Genomic DNA, 19,115 nt, shown 5'->3' on the forward strand with positions numbered 1-19,115 from the left:
GCTCAACTGACAGGCATTACTCTTCTGGCCGGTTTTTCGTCTACAAGACCCTCCGTCGGGAACCAACTAAATCCCCAATAACCGGGGGTGTTTTTTGGGGTACAGCGTCTTTCCTGAGTGGAGAACGCGCCCCTATGGCACGCCTAGCCATCCCGCTCAGCGACCTCAAATGCCGCACGGCCAAACCGCGTGATCGGGCCTACAAACTGTTCGACGGCGGGCGGCATGTACCTTTAAGTCGCACCCAGTGGCTCGAAGACTTGGCGGCTGCGGTATTTCAAACCCAACGGCAAGGAAGGCACTCTGATCATCGGCAAGTACCCCATCGTTTCGTTGGCCGTCGCGAGGACCAAGCGCGATGAGGCCAAGGCTCTGTTGCTCGACAACCTTGATCCGATGGAAGAAAAGCAGAAGGCCAAGATTGCTGCCCAGCGGGCGAGCCTTCTCTTTGAAACCGTTGCCTTGGAGTAGCATTTCGAAATGTTTAGGCGGGAGCTGAGCAGGTTACGCACCCATGTGTTTCCACTGATTGGCCAGCGGCCTATTGCTGAACTCGACACCCATGATCTGCTTGAGGTCACTCAGCGGATCAAGGGTCGCGGCACCATGGATGTTGCGCTGCGTGTGCAGAACTATCTCTCCACGATCATGCGGGGTGCGAAGCGGGCGCGGCAGATCACTCAAAACCCAGCGCTCGATCTGGCCGGCTCGATTCAAACGCCGCGCACCGTGCATCGTCCTGCACTCTCGCTGACTCGCCTTCCTGGGAGGTATGGCAGGGACCGGTATCTGTGCCTTTGTTCTGGGCGTCAGTACAGGCGGCCCTGGTGCGCTGGCTTGTGCTGTCGTCGGAGGAGCAGTGGGCGGTAAAGTCCTCGGAGATGGAGGGGGCAAGGCGGGCGAAATGTTTGGTGACTTTTTGTACGGCGAGGTATCGGAGTGAATGAAATTGAGCCTGGACTCATTGCGATTCTGATTCTTGCACCCATGATGCTTGCGATGGTCGTGCAGTGTTTCATCGCACATAAATACACTGAATACTACGAGTCGTTGCTAACGCGCTGTAGCTTCGTGACCGGTAATAAGATTACGTTTCAACATGCAGGTCTTTTGGGCAAGGTTATGCGTACGGGTTTGATCTCCATGGTGCTGGCCATGCCTAGCATCTTCCTGCGCAGGGGGGTGATTGACTTCGATGAAGTCAAACGTTTCCCCTCAAGCATGAGGCGATTGTTGGTGAGCCTTTTGGTGATTCACATCCTCTTGGCCACCGCGCTGATTATTTTCTCTTATACCTAGCCTGACCGCTTCTGCATGGGGCGCGGTACTGGCCAGCCCGATAGCGGTAGCCCCTGTGTTCGGGCATCTGCGGCCAGTCCGGCAAGCTGGCCTTTCAAACGGGAGAAACGCCATGACGGATGAAAACAACGATGACCGCCCTGTCTACCAAGCAGCGTGCCATTGCGGCACCGTGCGTTTCTCACTGCGGTTGACCGATGGTCTGCGCACCGCACGCAGGTGCAACTGCTCGCTGTGCCGTATGCGCGGGGCGGTGGCGGTGTCGGTCAATCTGGGCGATATCACGGTCACCCAAGGTGAAGAGGCGCTGACGCTCTATCAGTTCCACACTCTGGAAGCCAAGCACTACTTCTGCTCGAAATGCGGCATCTACACCTTCCACCAGCGGCGTTCCTCGCCGGACCAGTATGGGGTGAACGTTGCGTGTATCGAAGGGATGAGCCCGTTCGATTTTGCAGAGGTGGCGGTCAGTGAAGGGCGTGTTCATCCCAAGGATCGGGTGGGGGGTGGCGCGGAGGTTGCGGGGTGGGTGCGGTATGCAGCTAACCCGGCGTGTGATCAGGGCTGAGGGCATCGCCCATGTTCGCGTGGGTCTTCGGGATCTGGCTTTCGCCAACGGGGTAGGTGTAGGTCTTAAACCGCCACAGCCCAGCCCGTGCAGGCCAGCTCGAACAGCACCAGACTGACGCCATAGCGGGTAATGAACTGCGCGTCCGAGGCTGGCAGTGGGGCCGCTTTGCGGCCCATCGCGACGCAAGGCCGCTCCTACAGGGTGAGGTGGCGACGCAAGGGAATAGCAAATGGCTCAAGTTGAGTGGAACGCTTGCGCCGCTCTCGGGCATGGTAATCAGGCAAGGCGCGCTGCCAGCACTTTGCAGTAACCATTCACTGGCCAATGCCAACTGCCGAGGATTTTGCATGGATCAGAACAGAGACAGCCTGAAAACAACCAACCCTATCGCCGGGCTGCCGGGGGCAGTATTCGAGAAAGCCTGGGAGGTGCGTTGGGCCCTGAAACTCACCTACGTGTGCCTGTTCATGGATATGGCTTTCATGACAGCCCTGGGGACCACTCTGCTGGATTTCTCGGGGGACATGGCTACGGTCTGGGGGAATATCGGGCGGATCTTTGTGAGTGTCGTGGTGTTTTGCCTGGCCGTGTCGGTGTGCGTTCCAGTGCTTGCGCAGGTCGCGGTCATGCTTGGTTCCTACATCCCTTGGCACTGGCTACAGAGCCGGCGCGATTACTCCCTGCTGCACAATCACGTGACCTATAGCGCCTTGAAAGAGCACAGCCTTCGTGAAGGCAATGAGTTCCTGTTCAACTACTGGCGCAGCAAGAGCCAGCAACGGGAGGTGTGGCGTCAGCAGCGCTACCAGGCCGGTGTCCTGGTATTCGGGCTGGTAGTGATGGCCATTGCCAACGCCAATGTCGGGGCGCATTACCAGTTGCCTGGCTTGATGCATCAGGTCACCGAGCTGATTGGCTGGGAGGGCTATCTGGTGCTGGGGGGCATTACGCTCTGCCTGTTGCACTGGGCGTGGTGGGCTGCGGATGAGATTGGCCAAATCTACTACCCGCCCTTGGCAGAAAAGCTGAGGGAGCGCGGCTACTGACGCCAGGGCATGTGAGCCAGGATAACTGGCTCACCCGCTCACCCGGCTCAGCCCACCGCAACCGCCGCATTCAGCACCAACACCACGATCAACCCCACCACCGCCACGATCGACTGCACCACCGAGATGGTCTTGGTCGCTTCCCCCATGGTCATGCCAAACGACTCTTTCACCATCCAGAAACCGGCATGGTTGGCATAGTTGAAGAACAGCGAACCACAGCCGATGGACAGGGCCAGCAAGGGCAGGTTCAGGCTGGGGTCGGCACCTGCCAAGGGGGCCAGCAGGCCGGCAGCGCCGACGATGCCAACGGTGGCCGAGCCGGTAGACACCGACAGCAGCATGGCGATCAGCCACCCCAGAATCAACGGCGGGAATGCCGATTGCTGGGTCAGGTGCACGATGGCATCGCCAACCTTGGCGCTGGTCAGCATCTCCTGGAAAGCGCCGCCGCCGGCAATGATCATGATGATCGAGGCAATCGGCTTCAGGCTTTTGCCCAGCGCATCGCGCAACTGCTCGGCGTTGCCACCGCGCGCCAGTACCAGGCTGAAGCCTGCGAACAGCACGCCCAGCAGCATGGCGATCAGTGGGTTGCCAAGGAAGCTGGCCAATTCCAGCAGCGCATTGCCCTTGGGCAGCAGCATTTCGGCAACGGCATGCACCAGCATCAGGATCGCCGGCAGCAGCGCGGCCAGCATGCCGATCAATACACCGGGGCGGGGTTGGCCGTCGGCCTGCTCAGCCAGGGTGAACTGGTCCAGCAGTGCCTGATCGGGGCGGGTGCTCATGCGCCGGGAAATGAACATGCCGTACAACGGGCCGCCCAGGACCATGGCAGGGATCGCGGCAAGGAAGCCGTAAAGCATGGTCGGCCCAACCGAGGTCTTGAGCACGGCAATGGCGGTCAGTGGGCCAGGGTGCGGAGGGACCATGCCATGCATGGCCGCCAAGGCGGAAATCACTGGCACACCCACGTACACATAGGCAGAGCCCTTGAAGCGCGCCTTGCCCTCCAGCTTGCGTGCCACGCTGAAAATCAACGGCAGCATGATCACCAGGCCCACCTCGAAGAACATCGGGATGCCGATGACGAAGGCCACCAGCATCATCGCCCAGGGGATCAGGCGGTCGGGGGTGCGTTTGAGGATCACATCGGCGACCTGTTCGGTAACGCCAGCATCCGCCAGGATCTTGCCCAGCATGGCGCCAAGGGCAATCACCACCCCGACCGCACCCAGTGTCTTGCCGGCACCGGTGAGCAGGTGCGAAACGATACTGCCGGGTTGCATATGGGTCGCGAAGCCCACGCCAATGGACACCACCAGCAGGGCCAGAAGCGGGTGCATCTTCAGGCGCGATACGATCAGCGCCACCAGCACCAGAACACTGACCAGGGCGGTCAGCAACAGCTGAATATCTAAGGGAGTCATGCAAGGAGTCTCGGTTGGGCAGGCGCGTCAGCGGCGAACAGAAGGTGCAGGCAGGGCAATCAAATGTGCGGGCTGGCCAGCATGCAAAGGCATCGGGACGGGGAGTGCGGTCATGGAACGATTCACCTTGTTATTTGGTCATCTATATGAATCTGCCCAGAGTATTTGCGGTCAACCGGGATACTGTCAAGGGTAGGCCCTGGCAGCGGCAGCGCCAGGCCCAGCCGCGAACAACCCATTAGGTACTGAACAAACGCCGTTCCCGCGCCCACACGATCGCTTCACTGCGGCTGTGCACATCGAGCTTGGAATAAACCGTTGCCACGTGGTTGCGCACCGTGTTCAGCGCCAGGTTCAGGCGCGCCGCAATCTCCTTGTCGGCCAGCCCTTCGCAGATAAGCGCCAGCACATCCCGCTCGCGGCGGGTAAGGTCGGTGAACGAGGCATCGGGCAACCGGCCGGTGTTAATACGTTTGGCATTGGCCAGCTTCTCGATCAAGGTCTGGCTGAACCACGATGCATCCTGCATGACGGTCTCGATCGCCTCGACCAGTTCCAGCTCCGAGCGCTTGCGCTCGGTGATGTCCATCAGCACCAGCAGGTAGCACGGGGTGTCCAGCAGGCTCACGGTGTCGGCTTGCAGCATGCAGTCGAGCGGGTCGTCACCTTTCTTGCGCAGCTTCACATCCAGCGCCTCGATACGCCCGCTCTTTTCCAGCGCATCGAACACCTGCGCTGCCACCCCGCGGTCGGCGAAGAAGTCGATTTCGGCCACGGTTTTCCCGATCAGCTCCTGGGCGGTGTAGCCCAGGCTGTCGAGGAACGCTTCGTTGGCATCGATCAGTTGCTGCTTGTCGGCGCTGCACAGCAAGGTCGGCACCGGGCTCAGGCGAAACGCCTTGGCAAAGCGCTCTTCGCTCTGGCGCAGGGCGTTCTCCGCCTTGCGCCGGGGCTCCAGGTCGGTGAACGAAAACAGCATGCAATCCTCTTCGTGCATGTCCAGCGGCTGCCCGGCCACGATCACCAGCTTGGTGCCGCCTTCTGGCAAGCGCAGCTCGGCCTGCATCTGCGGGATGGTCGCGCCTTCTATCAGGCGCTCGATCGCCAACTCCTTGCGCTCGGCGTTTTCCAGCACGTCCACTTCATACACCGAGCGGCCAATGACGTTTTCCCGCACATGCCCGGTCATTTCCAGAAAGCCCTGGTTCACCTTGATGAAGCGCAAGTCGCTGAGGCGGCAGATAACGGCGGGGGCAGGGTTGGCGTTGAAGGTTTTTTCAAAGCGCTGCTCTGCGCTGGCCCACTCGGTAGCGTCGGCCAGTATCAGCACCAACGATTCGGCCTCGCCCTTGCTGTCTTCCAGCACCATGCTGCGCACCCGGTGTACCCGGCTGCGCGCCTCCTCATCGCCAACCGGCGAAACCTCGACCACGACATCGCTGAACACTTGCCCCGCCGCCACGCGGGCAATGGGGTACTGGTCGGCTTCAAGTGGATGGTTGTTGCGGTAGCGCAGGGCAAAGCGCTGGCGATAACCCTCGGCGTCCCCGCCCAGCTGTTCCAGGCTGTCGACCCCGTGCATGCGCAGGGCGGCTTCGTTGGCCCAGATGATCGTCTGGTCCACTTCCAGCAGCATCACGCCATCCGAAAGCCCGGCAATTATCTGCTGCAGCTGGCGGCGGTTGGTTTCACGGGCAAGCACGGCGTCGCTCATGGGCGTCCCCCGGTCGGTAATGGCTGGTGTGGTGACTGGCGTTGAGCATAAACGCAGCAGGCACCGGCAGATTGGTGCCAATGCACTAGTGCGGGTGGGGCAGATGCATCAATACACCCTTGCATGGGACCCGCAAACTGGCCATGACGTTGCATCAGGCACCCGTGGCCGGTGCAGCCAGTTCCCATTGACGAGGATGCATAGATGACTGAAGCCTATGTAAGCACCCCGGCAAATGCCGTGAGCCCGCTGCGGGTGTCGTGGAGTGCAGTTTTCGCCGGGGGGGCCATTGCCTTGGCTACCTACCTGGTACTCAGTGTGCTGGGCACCGCCATCGGGGCCGGAGCCGTTGACGCGATGGCCGATGGCAACCCGCTGCGTGGCTTTGGCACAGGTGCGGGGGTGTGGTTGTTCGTCAGCACCCTGGTTTCGGTCGCCGCCGGTGCCTGGGTTGCCGGCCGCACGGCGCCGGGCCGCGGTGGCCTGCATGGCCTGTTGAGCTGGACGGTGACCACATTGCTGGCGACCTGGCTGCTGGCTTCGCTGGCCGGGGGCGTGGTCGGCACTGCCGGCAATATTGCCGGTAAAGGCCTGTCGCTTGCCGCGGATGGTGTGGCTGCGGCCGCACCGGCAGTCGGCCAAGGCATCAAAGAGCGCCTGGGTAAGCAGGGCATTTCGCTCGACTGGGACAGCCTGGAAGCGGAGCTGAACAAGACCCTGCAGCAGTCCGGCAAGGCCGAACTGAACCCGTCGAACCTGGAGCAGCAGGCCGATCAGGCGCAGGCGCAGGGTGAGTCGGCGGGCCGTATTGCCGCCGAGGACCCGACCCAGGCCGTTGACCAGCTCAAGCAATGGTTCGACCGGGTACGCAAGGCCGGTGAGCCTGCGCTGAGCGCGGCAGACAAGCAGGCCCTGGTCAACATCGTGGCGGCGCGCACGGGCAAGAGCCAGCAGGAGGCCCAGCAGATCGTGGATAACTATGCCCGTGCCTACCAGCAAGCCGCCGAGCAGGTGCAGGTGCTGAAAGACCAGGCAGAGCAACAGGCGCGTGAAGCTGCCCAGGTAGCGGCCAGCAATGTGTCCAAAGCCGCCTGGGGCACGCTGGTAACCCTGCTGCTTGGCGCTGCCTTGAGCGTTGTGGCAGGCCGCTTCGCCCTGTCGTCACGCAAGACCCGGGTCGTGAATGTGTGATCACCCGCCCAGGTCTGCCCGTTTCACTGGTGTAACCCCAACCCACATGTACGGATGTCGTTGAAGGAGAAAAAACCATGAGCAGCACGTCTGACAAAGTCAAAGGCATGGCCAACGAAGTGGTTGGCAAGGTCAAGCAAGCCGTCGGTAAAGCGACTGGCAATACCGAGCTGGAGGTAAAGGGCAAGGTGCAGGAGAAAAAGGGTGAAGCCTAACAAGTGGTGGGCGATGTGAAGGACGCCGTCAGCAAGGACTAGCCGACTGTCGCCCCACCCACCAGCGGTCGCCTTCGGGCGACCGTTCTTGCATGTGCCCGCTGCGCCCAGGCACTGCTCAGCGCTGGTACGCCTTGCCGAAGTGCCGTTCCAGGCGCGCTTGCAACAGCTCCAGCAGAATCGACAGTACCCAGTAGATGATTGCCGCGGTAGTCAGCATTTCCAGGTAACGGTAGCTGGAGCGCCCGTACGACTGGGCCAGGAACATCACTTCCCACACCCCCATCACCGAAATCAGCGATGAATCCTTCAGCATCGAGATGAACTGGTTGGCCGTGGGCGGAATGATCACCCGCATGGCCTGGGGCAGCACGATGTAGCAGAACGTCTGCGGCGGGCGCATGCCCAGCGCCAGCGCCGCTTCGCGCTGGCCGCGCGCCACGCCGAGAATGCCGGCGCGGAAGATTTCACTGAGGTACGCGCCGTAGTTCAGCGACAACGCAATGATGCCTGCGCTGATTGCGCCGGGCACCAGGCCGACCTGTGGCAGGCCCAGGTAAATCAGCAGAATCTGGATAAGCAGCGGCGTACCGCGGAAGAACGACGTGTAGAAACTGGCGATACCGACCAGCACCGCACTGCCGGACAAGCGCGCCAGGGCTGCGGCAAAGCCCAGCAGCACCGAGACCACCATCGAGCACAGGCACAGGAACAGGGTCAGCGCTGCGCCTTGCAAAAAGCCGTTAGGGCCCAGTTTGAAGCCGGCGAGGTTGGGGAACTTCTCCACAATGATCGCAAACTTCAGGTCGAAGCTGAGGAAGAACGCCACGAACAGACCGAACAGCGCCAGCCAGGTCAGCAGCAGCCGGGTGCGAAAGCCGAACAGGCTGGCGCCCGTGGCTTTGGCCGCGGGCTTGGGGGAAGAAGGGAAGGTGCTCATTTGCTGATGTCGGCGCCAATCCATTTCTGCGACAGCTTGGCCAGCGTGCCATCGGCTTTCAGTTCGGCAAACACCTGGCGCACCTTGGCATCCCATTCAGGGTCGCCTTTCTCGATGGCCACCGAGTTGGGCTCTTCATACAGTGGGGCACCGGCCAGCTTGAAGCGCTTGTCCTGGGTCAGGCGCGGCTGCGCGGTCACCAGGTTGGTAAGAATGGCATCCAGACGCACGCCCGCGCCCAGGCCCAGGTCCTGGAAAGCGACGTTGTCGGTGTCGTAAGGCGCAATTTGCACAAAGTCGAAGGGGTAGTCGATCTTCTGGTCTTCCTTGCCTTCGATCACCAGGTTCTTGTTCAGGTAGCTCTCGTAGCTGGAGGCGCTGGTCAAGCCTACCTTGCGCCCATCCAGGTCCTTGGCCCCATGAATGCGCTCATCCTTGGCATTGACCACGATCACTGCCGGCGATGCGTAGTACTCCACCGGGAAGTCGAACACTTCGGCGCGCGCCTTGCTGGGCGTCATCGAGCAGATGCAGATGTCGTAGCGGCCGCTCCAGCGGCCGGCGGCGATCACGTCCCACGACGGGGTTTCCAGGCGCAGCTTCACGCCAAGCTTGTCGGCCACAGCCTTGGCCACATCCACGTCGAAGCCGTCGAGTTGGTTCTGATCATTGAGGAAGGAGAACGGCGGGTAGCTCTCCATCAACACGTTGACCATTTCCTTGCGCGATTCAACCCGCTCCAGCGTGGTGCCTGCCAGGGCCTGGGACGCAGTGGCGAGCAACACGAGGCCCGCGCCGAGCACAGTAGAAAAGCGCATGTACATACCTGAAAAGTTTGCCAAAAAAGAGAAAGTGTATTTAATAGTTATAAACCTTTCTCTCATAATGAATTTTATTCATAACCACCTTCAGAGTAGTTATATGACACAGCGCGCGATGGTTATTCTCGACGGGGGCATGGGCCGTGAACTGCAGCGCAGCGGCGCACCGTTTCGCCAGCCCGAATGGTCGGCGCTGGCGCTGACCGAGGCGCCCGAGGCCGTGGTAGGTGTACATGCGGCGTTCATTGCCGCGGGTGCCCAGGTCATTACCAGCAACAGCTATGCGGTCGTGCCGTTCCACATTGGCGAGCAACGTTTTGCTACAGAAGGCCAGCAACTGGCCAATACCGCCGGCCAGCTGGCGCGTCATGCCGCCGATAATGCTGCACACCCGGTCAAGGTAGCGGGTTCGCTGCCACCGCTGTTCGGCTCTTACCGCCCTGACCTGTTCCAACCTGAGCGGGTCGAAGAAGTCCTCAAGCCGCTGCTCGCCGGCCTGGCGCCGCACGTTGACCTGTGGCTGGCCGAAACCCAGAGCGCCATCGCCGAAGTACGTGCCATCCATGCGCACCTGCCCGAAGACGGCCGCCCGTTCTGGGTGTCGTTCACTTTGCAGGACGAGGACGTGGATACGGTGCCGCGCCTGCGTTCCGGTGAGCCGGTGGCTGATGCCGTGCAAGCGGTAGTCGGGCTGGGCGCCGCAGCGGTGCTGTTCAACTGCAGCCAGCCGGAAGTAATCGGCGCGGCCATTGACGTCGCCCGTGCCGTTATCGACAAGCAAGGGGCAGGGGTGGCCATCGGTGCCTACGCCAACGCCTTCCCCCCGCAGCCCAAAGAGGCTACCGCCAACGATGGGCTGGACGAGCTGCGTGAAGACCTGGACCCACCGGGCTACCTTGCCTGGGCCAAGGACTGGCGTGAACGCGGCGCCAGCATGGTGGGCGGCTGCTGCGGCATCGGCCCCGAGCACATTGCCGAGCTGAAGCGTAACCTCGGCTGACAGGTTCAAAGGCTTCTGTACGGCAAGCGAAGCGGCTAAGTTTTGGAATTGCTGGAACTGACGGTAAGGTTTCAGCATCTTCCATGCATCATGCGCCACGGGCAGTCGTGTTCGGACTGCCCAGTGATGGAGCGCAGCGCTGAACGCCCGAAGGAGTAACGCCTATGCCTGAAAACCAGAAACGCAGGAGCACCATCAACCCACCTGTCTTTTTCACCAGTGCAGTACTGGTGCTGTTACTGGTGTTGTACGCCACAATGTTCCAGGCGCATGCCCAAAGCGTCTTCGAGCAGGTTCAACAATGGATCGTCACCAATGCAGCCTGGTTCTACATCCTCACCGTCGCACTGGTGCTGATCAGCGTCGTCTTCCTGGCCGTAAGCCGCTACGGCGACATCAAGCTGGGCCCGGACCATAGCGAGCCCGACTACCCCAACAAAAGCTGGTTCGCCATGCTGTTCTCTGCCGGCATGGGCATCGGCCTGATGTTCTTCGGTGTGGCCGAACCGGTGATGCACTTCATCAACCCGCCCGTGGGTGACCCCAACACGGTGGCCGCCGCCCGCGAAGCCATGAACATCACCTTTTTCCACTGGGGGCTGCATGCCTGGGCGATCTACGCCATCGTGGCGTTGATCCTGGCCTACTTCAGTTTCCGCAACGGTCTGCCGCTTACCCTGCGCTCGGCGCTGTACCCCTTGATCGGCGAGCGTATCTACGGCCCTATCGGCCATGCAGTGGACATCTTCGCCATCCTGGGCACGGTATTTGGCGTCGCCACCTCGCTGGGCTACGGTGTGCTGCAGATCAACAGTGGGCTGAACCAGTTGTTCGGCCTTCCGATCAGCACCTCGGTGCAGGTCATTCTGATTGCCGTTACCTGTGCATTGGCCACGCTGTCGGTGGCCAGCGGCCTGGACAAGGGCATCCGTATCCTGTCGGAGCTCAACCTGGGCCTCGCGGTGGTCCTGATGCTTTTCGTGCTGGCGGTAGGCCCTACGGTATTCCTGCTGCAGGCCTATGTGCAGAACACAGGGGCCTACCTGTCCGATATCGTCAACAAGACGTTCAACCTGTTTGCCTACGAACCTACCGACTGGATTGGCGGCTGGACCTTGCTCTACTGGGGCTGGTGGTTGTCCTGGTCGCCCTTCGTGGGGCTGTTCATTGCGCGCATTTCCCGTGGGCGCACCATTCGCGAGTTCGTGTGTGGCGTGCTGTTCGTCCCGGCCGGCTTCACGTTGCTGTGGATGACCGTGTTTGGCGACTCGGCCATCCATATGATCCTGCACGGCGGTGTCAAGGACCTGGCCACGGTGGTGGATCAGGACAGCTCGCTGGCCTTGTTCGCGTTCCTCGAACACTTCCCTTGGTCTACGGCCATCTCGATGCTGGCAGTGCTGATGGTGGTCGTGTTCTTCGTTACCTCGGCCGACTCGGGTGCGCTTGTCGTGGATATGCTGGCGTCTTCCGGCAGGGGCCATTCACCGCTCTGGCAGCGCGTGTTCTGGTCGGTCACCATGGGCGCGGTGGCCATTGCCCTGCTGCTGGCCAACGGCCTGAAAGCATTGCAGGCGGCCACCATTGCCAGCGCCTTGCCGTTCGCGATCATCCTGCTGTTTTCCATCTGGGGTTTGTTCAAGGCCCTGGGGCTGGACGCCACACGGCGTGGGCTGCGCACCCAGGCACTGCCAGGTCAGCGGCAGGGCCGTCAGAACCACGGCGGCTGGCAGCGCCGCTTGCGCAACATCGCCATGATGCCGCGCAGGGCGCACGTTACCCGCTTCATCGCCGACGTGGTCAAGCCCGCATGCGAAGAAGTGGCCCAGGAACTGCGCAAACAGGGCTATGAGGTGACCGTGGACGAGCGTGACGACGGCCGCATCACGCTCGAGCTTTCCCATGCCGGTGAAGGGCGCTTCAAGTACGAGGTACGCCCCCGGGCATTCAATACGCCGAGCTTCGTCATGCGCGACGCCGATGACAACAGCGATGCGCGCAAATACTTCCGGGCAGAGGTGTACCTGCGCGAAGGCGGGCAGGACTACGATGTGATGGGCTGGAGCCGTGAGGATGTGATCGGCGACATCCTCGACCAGTACGAGCGCCACCTGCATTACCTGCACGTGGTGAGCTGATGCCGTTTACGTGCGGGCGATCGCCGGAATCGCCCGCACGTAGACCAGCTCGCAGACCAGCTCGACCAATGTCTGGGTAATCACCGCCGCTGCCGCCAGCGTGCGCCACTGCTCTGGCAAGGCGAGCGCCAGCGGCAACACCACCAGCGAGTTGCGCGTCGCCGCACTGAACATCACGGCGCGCTTCTGCTGTGCCGGCAAGCCCAGCAGCCTCGCTGTTGCCCAGCCGATGGCCGGTGCCACCAGCGCAAAGCCCAGGTAAACCGGCACTACGGGCAGCAGTTGCGGCAGGTCGTGCAACACGATCCGGATCTGTGAAGCGATCACCACGAACAGCACCAGTGCCATCGCCGGTACGGGCATCCAGGCCCAGGCATCGTTCCACCGGCTCACCCCCCGCCACTTGCCGACCAGGGCACTGGTCCACACGGCCAAGGCCAACGGCACGACGATCATCGCCATGAACGCCTGCACGAAGGGCCCTATCGCCAGGTTCAACGGCTGGCCATCGTCGAGCATGAGCGCCAGGTAAAACGGCAACAGCAGCAGTTGCAGCAGCAACAGCACGGGGGTGGCGGCCAGCATGAGCCGCGCATCGCCTTTGCCCATGTGTGTGAACACCACCACATAGTCGATGCAAGGTGCCAGCAGTACCAGCAGGGCGCCTGCCAGCAAGGCCGGCTGGCCCGTCAGCCCGCGCGTCAGGCCCCACACCAGCAAGGGCACCAGCACGAAATTGGCCAGCAGCAAGGCAACCATGAAGCGTCGATTGGCCAGGCTCGCGCGCAGGTCCAGAAAGGGTATCTGCAAGAACATGGCGTACATCAGCACGGCGATGGCGGGTGTGATCAGCACTTCTAGCACTGAAGCACCCGCACCGGCGAAAAGGCCGAAAACGCAGGCCGCCAGCACGGTGGCGAAGTAGATGAGCGTTTGCCGGGTTTCGAGTTGGTCTCTGGTCAAGGCGCTACCTGCTGAAAAAAAATGGCAGCGCCGGTCTTGCAATGCGGCGAAGCGCGAACGTGCTGCGCCGCAAGTCATATGTAAATCCGGCGCGCAAAAAAACCCGGCATTGAGCCTAATGCCTGTCAGTTAAGCGTTACTGGGGCTGCTTTGCAGCCCTTCGCGGGCACGCCCGCTCCCACACGTTTGGCGCTGAACTCAAGAAATGCGCGATCCCTTGTGGGAGCGGGCGTGCCCGCGAAGGGTCGCAAAGCGGCCCTTAATTACTTAACTGACTGGCATTAGGCCTCGAGCCGGGTTTTCCTCTGGCGAGCAGCGATTAGTTGCCGTAAACCGGCAGCTTCTTGCAGATGGCCTTGACCTTTTCACGCACGGCATCGATCACCGCTTCGTTGTTCAGGTCAGCCAGGATGTCGCAGATCCAGCCAGCCAGTTCCTTGCACTCGGCTTCCTTGAAGCCACGGGTGGTGACGGCTGGGGTGCCGAAACGCAGGCCCGAGGTGACGAACGGCGAACGTGGGTCGTTGGGTACCGAGTTCTTGTTGACGGTGATGTAGGCTTTGCCCAGGGCAGCGTCCGCATCTTTACCGGAGATTTCCTGCTTGATCAGCGACAGCAGGAACAGGTGGTTCTGGGTACCGCCGGACACCACGTCGAAACCACGCTCGATGAACACTTCGGCCATGGCCTGGGCGTTTTTCACGACCTGCTGCTGGTAAGCCTTGAACTCAGGCTGCAGGGCTTCCTTGAAGCAGATGGCCTTGGCGGCGATGACGTGCTCCAGCGGGCCGCCCTGGGCGCCAGGGAACACGGCGGAGTTCAGCTTCTTCTCGATTTCTTCGTTCTTGCGCGCCAGGATCAGGCCGCCGCGTGGGCCGCGCAGGGTCTTGTGCGTGGTGGTGGTGACCACGTCGGCGAACGGTACCGGGTTCGGGTACACGCCAGCGGCAACCAGGCCGGCAACGTGAGCCATGTCGACGAACAGGTAGGCACCCACCTTGTCGGCGATGGCACGGAAGCGGGCGAAGTCCAGCACTTGCGAGTAGGCGGAGAAGCCGGCAACGATCATCTTCGGCTTGTGCTCGACAGCCAGGCGCTCAACTTCGTCGTAGTCGATCAGGCCGTTGCCGTCGATGCCGTACTGGATGGCGTTGTACAGTTTGCCCGAGGAGCTTACCGAAGCACCGTGGGTCAGGTGGCCACCGTGGGCCAGGCTCATGCCCAGGATGGTGTCACCGGCCGACAGCAGGGCCAGGTAGACAGCAGCGTTGGCCTGGGAGCCAGCGTGCGGCTGAACGTTGGCGTAATCGGCACCGAACAGCTCTTTGGCACGGTCGATGGCCAGTTGCTCGACGACGTCGACGTACTCGCAACCACCGTAGTAGCGCTTGCCCGGGTAGCCTTCGGCGTACTTGTTGGTCAGCACCGAGCCCTGGGCTTCCATGACAGCCGGGCTGGTGTAGTTTTCCGAGGCGATCAGCTCGATATGCTCTTCCTGGCGCAGGGCTTCTTGCTGCATGGCTTCGAAGAGCTCGGCGTCGTACTTGGCAATGGTCAAATCACGGCTGAACATGGCGGTCCTCAAGGATCGGGGTAGTTTGGGGGGGCATTCTAACCGATTGATTCGCGGCTGGCATATGAAGTGGCGTCAAGTCGCGGACCAATGGGTCTCATGTTGCATCCCGCGCCGTGTCTGGGCTGAGCGGGGGTTGGAGTTGACTTTGAAGTCCGGTTTCTGGGGGGCTTTGCGCCCCATCGCCGGCAAGCCGGCTCCCACAGGTTGGCACATGGCTGGAAGTTGGTGCGGTCGGTGTGGGAGCGGGCCCGCCCGCGAAGAACCCGGCGCGGTGGCTGGCACCGGCTACGCCGGTGTTCGCGGGCACGCCCGCTCCCACAAGGTCCTCCTGAATCAATAGTTGCGATGAGGCCAGTGCAGGCAGCGTCAATGGAACATGAACAACGTCTCGTTGGCGAACTGTGCCTCGAACTGATGCGCCGGCATCGGGCGCCCGAACAGGTAGCCCTGCACTTCGTCGCACCCGTGCTCGCGCAGGAACTCCAGCTGCTCGTGGGTTTCCACGCCCTCGGCGATGACCGCCAGGTTCAGGCTGTGGGCCATGGCGATGATCGCCCTGGCAATCTGCGCGTCCTGCTCGCCTTCGGGCAGGCCGTCGACGAAGGTTCGGTCGATCTTCAGCACGTCGATAGGGAACTGCTTGAGGTAGTTCAGCGACGAGTAGCCGGTGCCGAAGTCATCCACCGCAATGCTCAGGCCAAGGTTCTTCAGGCTGGCCAGTATCTGCAGCGCCTCGTTCACCTCACGCATCAGGATACTCTCGGTCAGTTCCAGTTCCAGGCACGCCGGCGGTAGCCCGCATTCCTCGAGGATGGTGGCAATCCGGGTGCCCAGCTGGCCATCGGAGAACTGCCGCGCCGAGATGTTCACCGAGACCTTGGGCACCCGCACCTTGGCCTTGTGCCAGGCCTTGAGCTGGCGGCTGGCCTCGCGCAGCACCCAGTCGCCCACATCCACCACCAGGCCCAGTTCCTCGATCACCGGGATGAAGTCGCCGGGCGGCACCAGGCCGCGGGTCGGGTGCCGCCAGCGCAGCAGCGCCTCGGCACCGGTCAGGCGTTTGCCATCGCCACTGAACTGCGGCTGGTAGTACAGGATGAACTCGTTCTGCTCCATGGCGTGGCGCAAGTCGCTTTCCAGCTCCAGGCGCTCCAGGGCGCTGGCGTTCATCTCGGCCTGGTAGAACTGGAAGTTGTTCTTGCCGCGTTCCTTGGCGTGGTACATGGCGGTGTCGGCGTTTTTCATCAGCTGGCTCAGCTCGCTGCCATCCTGCGGGCTGAGGGCGATGCCGATACTGGCGGTGACGAAGAACTCGCGGTTTTCCAGCACGAACGGCCGCACCAGGCTGGCAAGGATGTTCTCGGCCACATGGATGGCACGGTTCAAGGCCATTTCCCGGGTCGCGCGCGGTTGCAGCAGCAAGGTGAATTCGTCGCCGCCCATGCGCGCCACGGTGTCGTCGTCGTCCACGCAGGCCAGCAGGCGCAAGGCCATGTCCTTGAGCATGCGGTCGCCGGCGGCATGGCCAAGCGAGTCGTTGATCGGCTTGAAGCGGTCGAGGTCGAGGAACATCAGCACCACCCAGGCCTTTTGCCGCTCGGCCTGTTGCAGGGCGTTGTACAAACGGTCCTGGAACAGCGTGCGGTTGGGCAGGTGGGTGAGGGCGTCGTAGTAGGCCAGGCGGTGAATGCGTTGCTCGCTGGCCTTGCGCTCGCTGATGTCGGTAAAGAAGCACACGTAGCTGGCCAGGTCGCCCTCATCGTCCAGCACTGCGGTGATGCCGACCCAGGCCGGGTAGTGGTCGCCGTCACGGCGCTTGAGCCACACCTCGCCCTCCCAGCTGCCGCGCTGGTGCAGTTGCTTGACCACGTAGCGCAGGTGGCTTTCCTGCTGTTCGTCGACCGTGAGCATGCTGGGCAACTGGTCGAGCACGTCGCTGACGGCGTAGCCGCTGACCCGGCTGAACGCTTCGTTGGCCTGGACGATATAGCCGGCCGGGTCGGTGATGAGAATCGCCGAGGTCGAGTGCTCGAATACCGTCGCGGCCATGCGCAGGTCTTTTTCTGCGCGGCGCTGCTGGCTGATGTCGCGGCCGACCCCCAGCACACCTTCGAAGCGCTGGTCGTCGTCCCACACCAGCACCAGGCGCAGTTCGATCGGGATCTTGCGGCCATCGGCGCGCAGGCAGTCGAACAGGAACAGCTGGGTCGGCAGCTGGCTGCGCAGCTGGGCCAACTGCTCGGCGTCGCCCATGGCCTTGCTGACCCGCTCCATCAGGCTGTAGATGCCGGTGAGCTGGGCCGGGTTGGCGATGATCGACTGCCAGCCGTTGGTGAAGATCCACTCGGCCTGGTAGCCCAGCACGCTCTGCACCGACGGGCTGACGTAGTTGAGCTGGAGCAGGCTGTCGGTGGAGAAGATCACGTCGCTGATGCTTTCGGCCAGCATGCGGTAGCGCTGCTCGCTGTCACGCAGCGACTGGCTGGCCTCGATCTGTACGGTGACATCCTTGCCAACGCCGATGATGCGCGTTACCAGGCCTTCGGCGTTGCGGGTCAGTACCTGCTCACGGATGTCGTAGCAGCGCCAACTGCCGTCCCGGTGGCGGAAGCGCAACTGACAGTGCAATTGCTGGTCGTGGCCATTGTTCCGCTGTTGCTGGCGCAAGGCCTGGTAGTGCGCGGCGTCTTCGGGGTGCAGCAGCAGTTCCCAGAAGCGCTCGCCCATGTGTGCCAGCTCGGTACGGTCGTAGCCCAGTGTCTGGCCGAGGTGGCGGTTGCTGAAGATCATCCGCTGGCTGAGCACATCCTGCACGTACAGCTGGTCGGGTACGGTGCGCACCACGTCGGACCAGAAGCTTTCGCGCTCCAGCAGCGACAGTTCGACCTGCTTGCGGCTGGTGATGTCGCTGATGCTCAGGATCACCGCCTGGTAGTCACGCCGTTGTTGCGGCAGGCGCGCCATCAACCACAGGTGCAACTCGCCACCCAGCGGTGACGGCAGGCGTACTTCCAGCTCCAGCACCTGGCGCTGTTCGATCAGCGCGTCGATCAGTTGCATGCCGATGCTGTCGCGGCCATCGCCGGTGCCGTCGATCAACCGCTGCCAGGCGCCTTCATGGCAGTCGATGTTCAGTAACTGGCGGGCCACCTGGTTGACTTCGGTGATCTTCAGTTCCAGCAGCAGGGACCGGCGCAGGCCTGGATCCAGGGCCAGGCTGTGCTTGAGTGCGGCGCGGTTGCGCAGGTGGTAGCGGTCCAGCTGGCCCGGCAGGCTCGACAAGTCGAGCACGCACAGGGCCACGCCGGTGCCTTCGAAAATTTCCTGGTAGCGCCGGCGGTCTTCCTGCAGCGCACGCTGGCGTCGGCGCATGTTGATCAGGGCCAGCACCGGCAGCAGGGCGCAAAACAGCACCAGCAGGCATTTGCCGATCAGCGCCGGCAGCAGCTTCTGTTGCATCAGCTTGGCGTCGAACAGGCCGCGCAGTTGCCAGGTGCTGTTGTCGATGAAGGCCAGCATCACGCTTTGCAGCGGGTCATCGCTGGTAGCGGTGGGGGCATGGCGCTGCAGCACTTCGCCGGTGCGGCTGTTTTCCAGCAGCCATAACGGGTGGGTGCCGGTGTCCAGGTGCAGGGTGAGCTCGCGGTAGTAGTCTGGCGACAGGCGCAGCAGCCAGTAGCCGCGTTCCTGCTCGGTGGCCTGGCGCAGCAGCATGTACAGCGTGTGGTTGTCGGGCGAATTGGTGAAGAAGTACGCACGCCCCTGGTTCAGCGCCAGCAACTCGTCCAGCCACTGCCGGTCCGGGCTGCCGGCCAGGCTGTCGGCGCGCAACTGCCCGGTGCTGTCCAGCCAGGCCAGGCTTTGCAGGTCGGGCAGGCGCTGGCGCAGGGTATCCACCAGGCTGGGCATGGCTGCGGGCGTCGGCGGGTTGATGTAGGGCTGTACCACATTCAGCGCCTGCTGGGCCTTGAACGCCATGTTCAGGTTCAGGTGGTCGGCCATTTCCACGCTGGCATCCAGGCTCTGCGCGCGCAGGTCGGCCTGGGTGTGGTTGAACTGGGCGAACAGTTGCCACAGCAGCAGGCCCAGCAGGATCAGGGCCAGCAGCGCCAACGTGCCCTTGATCGACCCGCGCAGGGTAGAGGCGGATGCTTCAGGCGCGGAACGCAGTGACGACGGGTGAGTAAGATTGATCAAGCGCTGATCCT

At 62.3% G+C, this 19,115-nt stretch carries 14 protein-coding genes and 1 pseudogene; 8 read left to right on the forward strand and 7 right to left on the reverse strand.

The annotated features are described in order from the left end of the window. Positions 1-134: 134 nt before the first annotated feature. The 4 genes and pseudogenes from G1E_RS28600 to G1E_RS05620 all read left to right on the forward strand — a co-directional run. A pseudogene (locus G1E_RS28600) lies at positions 135-822 on the forward strand (tyrosine-type recombinase/integrase); the annotation flags it as partial. Between the two features lie 117 nt (positions 823-939). Further along, the gene (locus tag G1E_RS05610; RefSeq protein ID WP_009686073.1) at positions 940-1,299 is read left to right on the forward strand and encodes a hypothetical protein; all 360 of its coding nucleotides are present in this window, start codon (positions 940-942) and stop codon (positions 1,297-1,299) included. Between the two features lie 112 nt (positions 1,300-1,411). Further along, positions 1,412-1,867 carry a GFA family protein gene (locus G1E_RS05615; RefSeq protein ID WP_009686074.1) on the forward strand — a complete coding sequence of 152 codons (456 nt, stop codon included), beginning with the start codon at positions 1,412-1,414 and terminating at the stop codon, positions 1,865-1,867. 350 nt (positions 1,868-2,217) lie between these two features. After that, the gene (locus tag G1E_RS05620; RefSeq protein ID WP_009686076.1) at positions 2,218-2,916 is read left to right on the forward strand and encodes a hypothetical protein; all 699 of its coding nucleotides are present in this window, start codon (positions 2,218-2,220) and stop codon (positions 2,914-2,916) included. Between the two features lie 47 nt (positions 2,917-2,963). Here G1E_RS05620 and G1E_RS05625 read toward each other — a convergent pair whose 3' ends face one another. Further along, positions 2,964-4,349, reverse strand: coding sequence for a GntP family permease (locus G1E_RS05625; RefSeq protein ID WP_009686077.1), 1,386 nt, complete (start codon positions 4,347-4,349; stop codon positions 2,964-2,966). A gap of 238 nt (positions 4,350-4,587) precedes the next feature. Beyond that, complete coding sequence (locus tag G1E_RS05630) at positions 4,588-6,063, reverse strand: PAS domain S-box protein (RefSeq protein ID WP_009686078.1); 1,476 nt, start codon at positions 6,061-6,063, stop codon at positions 4,588-4,590. 204 nt (positions 6,064-6,267) lie between these two features. On the opposite strand from G1E_RS05630, the gene G1E_RS05635 reads away from it, so the two are divergent. Continuing rightward, a complete protein-coding gene (locus tag G1E_RS05635; RefSeq protein ID WP_009686079.1) occupies positions 6,268-7,254 on the forward strand; it encodes a hypothetical protein in 987 nt (328 codons plus the stop codon). A gap of 77 nt (positions 7,255-7,331) precedes the next feature. Continuing rightward, positions 7,332-7,469, forward strand: coding sequence for a CsbD family protein (locus G1E_RS05640; protein WP_009686080.1), 138 nt, complete (start codon positions 7,332-7,334; stop codon positions 7,467-7,469). Positions 7,470-7,587: 118 nt separating this feature from the next. Here G1E_RS05640 and G1E_RS05645 read toward each other — a convergent pair whose 3' ends face one another. Both G1E_RS05645 and G1E_RS05650 read right to left on the reverse strand, forming a co-directional pair. Beyond that, the gene (locus tag G1E_RS05645) at positions 7,588-8,409 is read right to left on the reverse strand and encodes an amino acid ABC transporter permease (protein WP_009686081.1); all 822 of its coding nucleotides are present in this window, start codon (positions 8,407-8,409) and stop codon (positions 7,588-7,590) included. Continuing rightward, positions 8,406-9,227 carry an ABC transporter substrate-binding protein gene (locus tag G1E_RS05650; RefSeq protein WP_009686082.1) on the reverse strand — a complete coding sequence of 274 codons (822 nt, stop codon included), beginning with the start codon at positions 9,225-9,227 and terminating at the stop codon, positions 8,406-8,408. Before G1E_RS05650 ends, G1E_RS05645 begins: the two co-directional genes overlap by 4 nt. Positions 9,228-9,345: 118 nt before the next feature. Between G1E_RS05650 and G1E_RS05655 the strand changes: the two genes are divergently transcribed. Together G1E_RS05655 and G1E_RS05660 are read left to right on the forward strand one after the other, a co-directional pair. Further along, complete coding sequence (locus tag G1E_RS05655; RefSeq protein WP_175442619.1) at positions 9,346-10,230, forward strand: homocysteine S-methyltransferase family protein; 885 nt, start codon at positions 9,346-9,348, stop codon at positions 10,228-10,230. A gap of 164 nt (positions 10,231-10,394) precedes the next feature. Continuing rightward, positions 10,395-12,368 carry a choline BCCT transporter BetT gene (locus G1E_RS05660; RefSeq protein ID WP_009686084.1) on the forward strand — a complete coding sequence of 658 codons (1,974 nt, stop codon included), beginning with the start codon at positions 10,395-10,397 and terminating at the stop codon, positions 12,366-12,368. Positions 12,369-12,374: 6 nt separating this feature from the next. Here the strand turns inward: G1E_RS05660 and G1E_RS05665 are convergent, their stop codons facing one another. The 3 genes from G1E_RS05665 to G1E_RS05675 form a co-directional block, all read right to left on the reverse strand. Beyond that, a complete protein-coding gene (locus G1E_RS05665; protein WP_009686085.1) occupies positions 12,375-13,331 on the reverse strand; it encodes an arsenic resistance protein in 957 nt (318 codons plus the stop codon). Positions 13,332-13,650: 319 nt separating this feature from the next. After that, positions 13,651-14,904: a serine hydroxymethyltransferase gene (gene glyA, locus G1E_RS05670; protein WP_009686086.1), complete on the reverse strand. Its 1,254-nt coding sequence runs from the start codon at positions 14,902-14,904 to the stop codon at positions 13,651-13,653. Between the two features lie 369 nt (positions 14,905-15,273). Then, entirely contained in the window at positions 15,274-19,104 is a 3,831-nt protein-coding gene (locus tag G1E_RS05675; protein ID WP_047149689.1) for a bifunctional diguanylate cyclase/phosphodiesterase, read from the reverse strand. Positions 19,105-19,115: the final 11 nt, after the last annotated feature.

Source organism: Pseudomonas sp. TJI-51, from assembly GCF_000190455.2.
In the GTDB taxonomy this organism is placed as follows: Bacteria; Pseudomonadota; Gammaproteobacteria; order Pseudomonadales; family Pseudomonadaceae; genus Aquipseudomonas; species Aquipseudomonas juntendi.

Coding starts and splice junctions, on each gene's coding strand:
- G1E_RS05630 (WP_009686078.1), bottom strand. CDS start 6,063: ATGAGCGACGCCGTGCTTGCCCGTGAAACCAACCGCCGCCAGCTGCAG.
- G1E_RS05660 (WP_009686084.1), top strand. CDS start 10,395: ATGCCTGAAAACCAGAAACGCAGGAGCACCATCAACCCACCTGTCTTT.
- G1E_RS05620 (WP_009686076.1), top strand. CDS start 2,218: ATGGATCAGAACAGAGACAGCCTGAAAACAACCAACCCTATCGCCGGG.
- G1E_RS05655 (WP_175442619.1), top strand. CDS start 9,346: ATGGTTATTCTCGACGGGGGCATGGGCCGTGAACTGCAGCGCAGCGGC.
- G1E_RS05640 (WP_009686080.1), top strand. CDS start 7,332: ATGAGCAGCACGTCTGACAAAGTCAAAGGCATGGCCAACGAAGTGGTT.
- G1E_RS05625 (WP_009686077.1), bottom strand. CDS start 4,349: ATGACTCCCTTAGATATTCAGCTGTTGCTGACCGCCCTGGTCAGTGTT.
- glyA (WP_009686086.1), bottom strand. CDS start 14,904: ATGTTCAGCCGTGATTTGACCATTGCCAAGTACGACGCCGAGCTCTTC.
- G1E_RS05650 (WP_009686082.1), bottom strand. CDS start 9,227: ATGCGCTTTTCTACTGTGCTCGGCGCGGGCCTCGTGTTGCTCGCCACT.
- G1E_RS05645 (WP_009686081.1), bottom strand. CDS start 8,409: ATGAGCACCTTCCCTTCTTCCCCCAAGCCCGCGGCCAAAGCCACGGGC.
- G1E_RS05635 (WP_009686079.1), top strand. CDS start 6,268: ATGACTGAAGCCTATGTAAGCACCCCGGCAAATGCCGTGAGCCCGCTG.
- G1E_RS05615 (WP_009686074.1), top strand. CDS start 1,412: ATGACGGATGAAAACAACGATGACCGCCCTGTCTACCAAGCAGCGTGC.